Source organism: Bradyrhizobium sp. P5_C11_2 (genome assembly GCF_054049755.1).
This window is the reverse complement of sequence record NZ_JBFULT010000476.1, coordinates 1-5,903: the sequence shown is the minus strand read 5'-3', so window position 1 is coordinate 5,903 and position 5,903 is coordinate 1. Positions and strand designations below refer to the sequence as shown.

Sequence of the window (5,903 nt, the reverse complement as noted above, 5' to 3'; positions counted from 1 at the left end):
TTAAGGTCAAGATCGAGTCGTTTTCAAAATGCAGGAATCAGCAAACTCAAGCACTTAGCCGAGTCGTTTTCAAAGTGTCCCCACACAGGGGCTGTACCCGAACGGATGTAGCCGATGTTACGGCTGCCAGACGAAGCGCTATATCCGAACTGACGACTGGGCTTTCGACCTTCCCGGGATGACATTCTGTCTGGAGTGCAGAACCCGTCCGATTGCGTGGAGCGATTGCGATGAGGGAGGCTACGATGGATTTTTCGCGGATGTCGGATGGGATCCGGCTGCATCACGCCTCTCATCGGCACGATGGGTACGATGGTGACGACGAAGCGGGTCCGACACCGGGCGCCCCGTTCCTGACCGAGGCGGTCGGCGGTGGCGCCCAGGTCCATGGTCCCGGCCCGTTTGCAGGTCAATTGGTAGGTCAATCTGCAGGAACTGAAGCGCACTCCGCGAGCGCGAATACCCAGCATCATGACTCCGACCCGATTCAATCCAAACATCCCATATCGGGGGTCGACACGGGCGGCCACGTCGGCAACCACGCTGCGGCGAGCCTGGATGTTTCGTCCACCACGCCCGCTTCCGGCGCATCACATCCCGGGATGGGCATTGCTAAGGTCGAGAGCGGAGCGAACACGGCCGGGAACGGCGGAGACGGCTACTTTTACGGAAGTATCATTCACGCGTCCCTGTTGATCTATGAACCGATCAACATCTCGGTGAGCCTGGGATACGGCTCGGTCGCCCTGGCCAACCAGTCCAACAATTTGAATGTCGATCAATCCGCCTTTCAGATGGCCGGCGTCGGCGGCCATGGCGGCAATGACAACATTGCATCGGGAGGCAGCATCAGTACTTCCTTGACCGCCGGCGTGATCGCGAGCGGCGACAACGGCGCCGGAAACGGCGGCAGCGGCTATTTCTCGGGTGCGATCGTGGACGCTCCCGTGGTGATCTATCATCCGATCAATATAGCGGTGGCGGCCTCGGGCGGCTCTGCGCATGCAAGTCAATCGAACACGGTGGACATCGATCAGTCGGCCACTCAGATCGCGGGCGTCGGCGGAAGTGGCGGAAATGGCAACGTGGCCGCCGGCGGCAGCGTCATGACGCTCGACCCCAGCTGGGGATCAAGCAACGGAGGGGGCGTCCCGGACGTTCAAACCGGCGGAAGCCAGGCTGGCAATGGCGGCGACGGCGCGTTCTACGGCGGGCTCGTCCATTCCTCCGTCGTGGTGTACGACCCGATCAACATCGCAGTCGCGGGCTATGGCTCCAACGTTCATTCGGTCCAGACCAATGACGCCTACGTGGATCAATCCATCATTCAGATCGCCGGCATTGGCGGGCACGGCGGCAACGCCAACGCCGCGGCGGGCGGCCATGCAAGCCTTCTTTCCCATGGCCTGTGGGGCGGCTCCGATGCGATCGCGACCGGTTCGAACGGCGCAGGCAATGGCGGCAACGGATATTTTGCCGGCAGCCTGATCGATGTCAGCGTCGCGATCTATGCACCCATCAATATCGCAATTGCAGGTCCCCATTCGACGGCCGTAGCCGACCAGGTCAACAACGTGCACATCGACCAGAGCGCGATCCAGATCGCCGGTGTTGGCGGGGACGGCGGCAACGGCAATCTCGCGCTGGGTGGCGATCTTTCGGCCCATCTTCTGTCGGATCTTCACCTGTTGGGATAGCGGAACATCGCGCCGCTCGCACAAGCCCGATTACGAGCTGCGTCGACACTCCGCGCATGCAAGCTCGCCCTGCGGGCCCTCCCGGATGTTTCGAGCTCCGGTGTTGCGCGACGAATGTCGTACTTTCGTACGTAGGCCCGCCAAACCGGATGGTGTCCGATTTGACATCTATCGCCATCGCGCGTGGGCGGATCAGACTTGCCGCGCGCGTCCGCCTGATCGGGATGGATGATGCACGAAAGCCAACAGAAACAGGGAGGCCCCAAATGTTGCCCAAAGCGATCCACATCTCGGACTCGATCGAATTCAAATCGATCAACACCGGTGGTCAAAGCGTCGGAAATGGCGGCGACGGCACCTTCAAGGGAGCCATCATCAGCAAGCCGACGCTCAACTTCGATCCAACCAACAAGGCGGAAGGTGCCGACGTGCACGTGAGCACCGGCGATCACGTCAAGCAGACGGCAGATTGGGATGCCGGCGGCGCCAACGCGAAGGCCTCGGTGTTCTCGAAGGCCCATGGCGGAGACGCCGAGTCGAACGGAAGCCAGAAATCCTACAGCGGTTACGATACCTCCAAGGTCTACGCCAATACGGATGCGACCCAGATCAACAAGGTCTCGGTCGACCAGCACCAGGAGGTCGTTGCCGGCATCGGCGGCAATGGCGGAGACGGCAACGCCGCGCTGGGCGGAGAGGTGAGCTTCCATCTCGATGCGTTCTGACCACCGGCTCGTCCGGCTGGCAGGACCGGTGGCCGCCGCCACCGGTCCTGACGTTCGAACCGATACCCCGCCGATACCGCTGGCAGATGATTTTGGCCATCGGTCATGTGCGCCGGACCTCGATTTCAGGCGGTGACGATCATGCTGATGCCGCCCATTCGGCTCCCCATCCTGCCGCAGATCGGGACGCCACTGCACGCGGCCCTCCGGTCCTGCGCGGGACCGCTCGGTCTCGTATTCGCGTATAGCTGCAGCTACAACCTGCTTCTGTTTGCGCCCTCCATCTATCTTCTTCAGATCTACGACCGGGTGTTGTCGAGCCGGAGCGGCGACACTTTGCTCCTGCTCACGCTCATTGTCGCGATCACGGTGGTCGTCGGCGGCGTGTTCGATGCATTGCGGCGCGCTGTCCTTGGACGCCTTGGCGCCTGGCTCGACGATCGACTTCGTCCTTGCGTGCTCTCGGCCGGCCTCGAATCGGCGCTTCGCAGCGATTGGACGCAGGCGTCGGGCGCATATCGGGATCTCACCGTGCTGCGCCAGTTCGTCGAGTCCGGCGCATGTACGATGCTGTTCGACGCGCTCTGGGCGCCCTTGTTCCTCCTTGTCCTGTTTCTGATCCATCCCCTGCTTGGCGTGGTGGGCGCCTGCTGCGTCGCCTTCCTGTTCGCGCTCACGGTTGCCGGAGAGCTGGTCACGGAAGACGTTCTGCTCAGATCCGGCGCCGCGCTGTCCAGAAGCTGCGGCCGCCTCCAGACTGCAGCGAGCAACATCCACATGATCCGCGCCATGGGAATGCTCGACAACGCTGCGCGCATGATCCACCGTGACGCGCAGCACGCGCGCAGAGAGCACGATGTGGCACTTCGGCGAGGCGAGATCGTCTCACTGGCCGCCAAGCCGGTTCGCGCGCTGTCGCAGGTCCTGATCATGGGGGCCGCCGCGTGGCTCGTCCTCGATCACGGGAAGAGTCCGGCAATCATCTTTGCTGCCACGCTTATGTTCAGCCGGGCGCTGGCGCCGGTCGAAAGTGCGGTCGCAGGCTGGAAATCACTCGTGACGGCCGTGAGCGCCTGTCAACGGCTCGGCGCACTTCTCGCCGCATTCCCCGTCGCCCGGCAGCAGAGCGCGGAGGTTTCTCCGCTGCAGGCGCAAAGCGGCCTCGTCGTCGACAATGTTGGCGTGAGGCTTGCGGGGACCAACCATCTTCTCCTGAACGGCGTCTCGTTCAGCCTCATGCCCGGAGAATGCCTTGGCATCATCGGTCCGTCCGGGTCGGGCAAGTCCTTGCTCGGCCAGGTGATCGCCGGGCTGTCGATGCCAACGCATGGCCGTGTCGTCCTCGACAATACCGACGTCTCGCTGCTTCGCGAGGGCCGAAACGGCGACCGCCTCGGATATCTCCCCCAGGACATCAACCTGCTCGGCGACACCATCAACGACATCATCGCACGCCTTGAAGATGCCGACCGGCGGAAGGTCATCGAAGCGGCCAAGCTCGCCGGTATCCATGGGGCGATCATGCGCCTGCCGCTGGGTTACGACACGGTGGTTCAGAGCGAAGCGACCTTCTCGCGCGGGTATCGGCAGCGCCTCGGTCTTGCCCGCGCCTTTTTCGGCAGTCCACGTCTCATCGTTCTCGACGAGCCCAACGCCAGCCTCGACTACGGGGGCGAGCGAATGCTCCTGGATGCCATCGCGCGCATGAAGCTCGCAGGCGTCATCCTTGTCGTCGTCACTCACCGGATGGGTCTTCTCGCCGCCACGGACAAGATTGCCATCATGGAGGACGGTGCGGTCGCCGCGTTCGGCGACAGCGAGGACATCTTTGAACGGCACCTGAGCCGACCCCAGGTTACTTCGCAGATTGCGCCATGATCTGGAACTCTCTCACCATCTGGAAGATTCCCGCCGTCTCGAGGCTTCCCATGATCTGGGACCAGCTCATGCGAGCGCCGGCAAGCCCCCCGCCCGCCCGGCGATTTGGCGTCGTGGTGACCGCAATCGACGATTTCGAACCTCTAGAGTTTCCATGGTGTTCGACGCCCACGCCGACCTCTCCGCGCGGAAGGCTTCGCGGCATCACCGTCGCGGGCAATCTGCTGGTGCTCTGCTTCATGCTGGGGCTCGGTACATGGGCGAGCCTCGCGCCGCTCGAGAGCGCCGCGATCGCGTCTGGCGTCGTGGAATCGGAATCGAGCCGCAAGACGATCCAGCATCTGGAAGGCGGTATCGTCAGGAAGATCCTGGTTTCGGATGGCGATATCGTGCGAAGCGGCCAAACGCTGATCGTGCTGGACGACACCCGGGCCGGCTCGGAGATGCAAAGCCTCCAAGGCCAATTTTGGGACGCAGCTGCTCGTGCCGCACGGCTTCAAGCCGAGCAGCAGAGATTCGAGAAGATCGCAATTCCGGACGCGCTGGAACAGGACAGCAGGCAGAACGGAGTGGCCGCCGCTGCAGTGTCGGCGCAGCAGTTCATTTTTCGGGCACGCCTGCAGGTTCACGAGTCGCAGCTTGCGGTCATTCGCGAACGAAGGCGTCAGGTCGAGAAGGAGATCGAAGGCCTCAAGGCTCAGGAAACCGCCACCGGGCAGCGGGTCGACATCGTTCGGGAGGAACTGGATATGGTCGCGACCCTCGTCAACAAGGGACTCGAACGGCGGCCGCGGCTTCTGAACCTGCAGCGGGAGCTGGCCGACGTTGAAGGCCGCCGCGGCGAGATCGCCGCGCAGATTTCCCGCGCCGGGCAGGTCATCAGCGAACAGCAGGCCACATTGTTCAAGCTCGAGAGCGAGAGGCAGAACGAGATCGCACAGTCGCTTCGTGAAGCACAGAGCCAGATATTCCAGCTCCGCGAGCGGTTGCTTGCGGCCAGGGATCAGCTATCGCGAACGGAGGTCAAGGCGCCCGAGGACGGTGTGATAACCGATTTGCGGATTCATACAGCCGGCGGCGTCATCGGAGCGGGTGCTCCGCTCATGGACATGGTGCCCCGGCAGGACCGTCTCATCGTGACCGCGCGCCTGAGGCCCGAGGACATCGATGTGGTTCATCCCGGCCTCAGTGCCGAGGTTCACCTCATACCGTACAATCAGCGTCGCGTGCCTCGCCTGAAGGGAACCGTCGTGCACGTATCCGCAGACCGGCTCCTCGACAAGCGTACCGACCAGCCATACTACGCGACCAGGATCCGGATCGACGACGGGCAGATCGCGGCAAACGACATCCAGATCGTCCCCGGCATGCCGGTTCAAGTGTTCATCACGACGGGGCGCGGCACCGTGGCTCTCTACGCGCTCAGGCCGCTGCTCGACAGCTTCCGTGGTGCATTCAGAGAGGACTAAAGCGCGATGAGATCGGGATGAATCGTCATCACGCTTCAGGTCTCCGGCATTAGAGCCGCGCCGGGGTCGTGATCGCGACTCTGCGCGGGCAACCGGCCGCGCCAGCGGAGGACGGCTTCCGTGCGATTGTGCGC

4 protein-coding genes are annotated in these 5,903 nt (G+C 63.1%); all 4 read left to right on the top strand.

The window, feature by feature from the left end:
• Nucleotides 1-245 precede the first annotated feature (245 nt).
• The 4 genes from ACXJL8_RS31470 (at nt 246) to ACXJL8_RS31455 (ending at nt 5,769) form a co-directional block, all read left to right on the top strand.
• Complete coding sequence (locus tag ACXJL8_RS31470) at nt 246-1,697, top strand: hypothetical protein (protein ID WP_456621546.1); 1,452 nt, start codon at nt 246-248, stop codon at nt 1,695-1,697.
• Nucleotides 1,698-1,963: 266 nt separating this feature from the next.
• Nucleotides 1,964-2,422, top strand: a complete 459-nt coding sequence (locus ACXJL8_RS31465; RefSeq protein ID WP_456621545.1) for a hypothetical protein — start codon at nt 1,964-1,966, stop codon at nt 2,420-2,422.
• 141 nt (nt 2,423-2,563) lie between these two features.
• A complete protein-coding gene (locus ACXJL8_RS31460) occupies nt 2,564-4,300 on the top strand; it encodes a type I secretion system permease/ATPase (protein ID WP_456621544.1) in 1,737 nt (578 codons plus the stop codon).
• A gap of 50 nt (nt 4,301-4,350) precedes the next feature.
• Nucleotides 4,351-5,769 carry an HlyD family type I secretion periplasmic adaptor subunit gene (locus ACXJL8_RS31455; protein ID WP_456686190.1) on the top strand — a complete coding sequence of 473 codons (1,419 nt, stop codon included), beginning with the start codon at nt 4,351-4,353 and terminating at the stop codon, nt 5,767-5,769.
• Nucleotides 5,770-5,903: the final 134 nt, after the last annotated feature.